The organism is Halorubrum sp. Atlit-26R, assembly GCF_003666015.1.
Lineage (GTDB): Archaea > Halobacteriota > Halobacteria > Halobacteriales > Haloferacaceae > Halorubrum.
In genome coordinates this window covers 1-987 of record NZ_QPLT01000110.1, presented here as the reverse complement: position 1 = coordinate 987, position 987 = coordinate 1, and the positions used below count along the sequence as shown (strand labels likewise).

2 protein-coding genes are annotated in these 987 nt (G+C 51.3%); both read right to left on the bottom strand.

The window, feature by feature from the left end; all coding sequences use genetic code 11:
* Positions 1-209 precede the first annotated feature (209 nt).
* Complete coding sequence (locus DVK07_RS19595) at positions 210-602, bottom strand: type II toxin-antitoxin system VapC family toxin (RefSeq protein ID WP_121598518.1); 393 nt, start codon at positions 600-602, stop codon at positions 210-212.
* Positions 599-748, bottom strand: coding sequence for a hypothetical protein (locus DVK07_RS22850; RefSeq protein WP_158603199.1), 150 nt, complete (start codon positions 746-748; stop codon positions 599-601). The genes DVK07_RS19595 and DVK07_RS22850 overlap by 4 nt, the downstream gene beginning before the upstream one ends.
* Positions 749-987: the final 239 nt, after the last annotated feature.

Sequence of the window (987 nt, the reverse complement as noted above, 5' to 3'; positions counted from 1 at the left end):
CTCCACTCACTACAGAACGCAATCTCAGAGGCTTTTAACGAGGTTAAAGCGGAAATCAAAGAAGATGAGAGTAGATTATCTAAAAACCCGAATAAAATCTAATGCGGTTCAAACTGGCGCCACTATCCGCCCGGTAGACATGTTATTTCAATATAATTCATTCATATAGCTCTGATCAGTGAAGGTACTTCTCGTTCCGAACCCCGCGATTAAATCGAGATTTCTTCAGGGGGTTTCGCCCCGTGAGCATGAAGTTCCGTGTCGAACGTCACAAGTGTCCCTCTGATAGAGTCCGCGCCCGCCAGCATGATTGCGTCCATCGCCGTCGTATAGGTCTCTTCTTGAATCTCGTCTGCCTTCTGAACTAATAATGAATTGTGAGCGACGGGATCGGCGTAGGTTCGGATCGTCCGCTCGACCTCTTCAATTCTGTCGCGCTTGAAATGGTACTTCGTCGCGAGAACGTTCCGCACCTCCATCACGTTGTATATCGACGAGTAGAATTCGTGATCGCTGTTGAGCAGCTTACGTGCGATATCGGACCGATCGGTGTCGTCGGTGACAATCGCGATAAAGATATTCGAATCGACAAAGAGCTTCATACGTCTTCGCGGGACTCACGAACGGCTTCGACAGGATCGATATCTGGGGCGTTTTCGACTGCGAGTTCTGCAAGTGCGTCGCCGAAACCGAGATTTTCGTCGGTGTCGTCTTCTTCATCGGATGGCCGCCACTCCGTACTCGACATACCATTACCAATTCGACCGGGATCAATAAATCCCACTACGAGACTGAAAGTGAACTGAAACAGGCCGACTACTTGCGCTGAAACGCACCTACCACCACCGGCTTTCGATACGGGCTCTGTACCGCAACCCAAGCACATCGGTATTGGAGCGCTAGATCGTCGCCGGGGTAAGTTCAGAGATTAAGCCAGAATCTCGGCGCTACTCGACGCCGAGTTCGCGGGCGGCGGCCGCAGAGATG

Bases quoted from the DNA above. Each gene is read 5' to 3' on its own strand.
- DVK07_RS19595 (WP_121598518.1), bottom strand. From the start codon at position 602: ATGAAGCTCTTTGTCGATTCGAATATCTTTATCGCGATTGTCACCGAC.
- DVK07_RS22850 (WP_158603199.1), bottom strand. From the start codon at position 748: ATGTCGAGTACGGAGTGGCGGCCATCCGATGAAGAAGACGACACCGAC.